Origin of the sequence: Pseudomonas sp. 2822-17, from assembly GCF_002742485.1 — a bacterium.
GTDB lineage: Bacteria > Pseudomonadota > Gammaproteobacteria > Pseudomonadales > Pseudomonadaceae > Aquipseudomonas > Aquipseudomonas cyclaminis.
Map to the genome: position 1 here is coordinate 1 of NZ_LJRZ01000006.1, position 228 is coordinate 228.

Below are 228 nucleotides of genomic sequence, written 5' to 3' on the forward strand. Positions count from 1 at the left end.
GATATAGTGAAGCCATTCTGGAAAAACAACCGCTGCAGCAACACTCACAGTAGTAATCACTAGTACAGGCATACATATAGAAGTCATAACTAGTTGTTTGGATAAAGGCCCTTTTGATGAATAATAGAAGAATGGCCAATATTTTCTTCTTACTCCAAAGGAAGCCTTTTTCCCTACTACCCAAAGTGGTAGACAATGTAATATGAAGTGAAACGGAACAATAAGAAC

1 protein-coding gene is annotated in these 228 nt (G+C 37.3%); it reads right to left on the bottom strand.

All coding sequences use genetic code 11. From position 1 onward, the window contains the following. On the bottom strand, positions 1 to 228 hold a 228-nt coding region (locus AOA60_RS00020), incomplete at both ends, for a DUF3267 domain-containing protein (protein ID WP_143522291.1).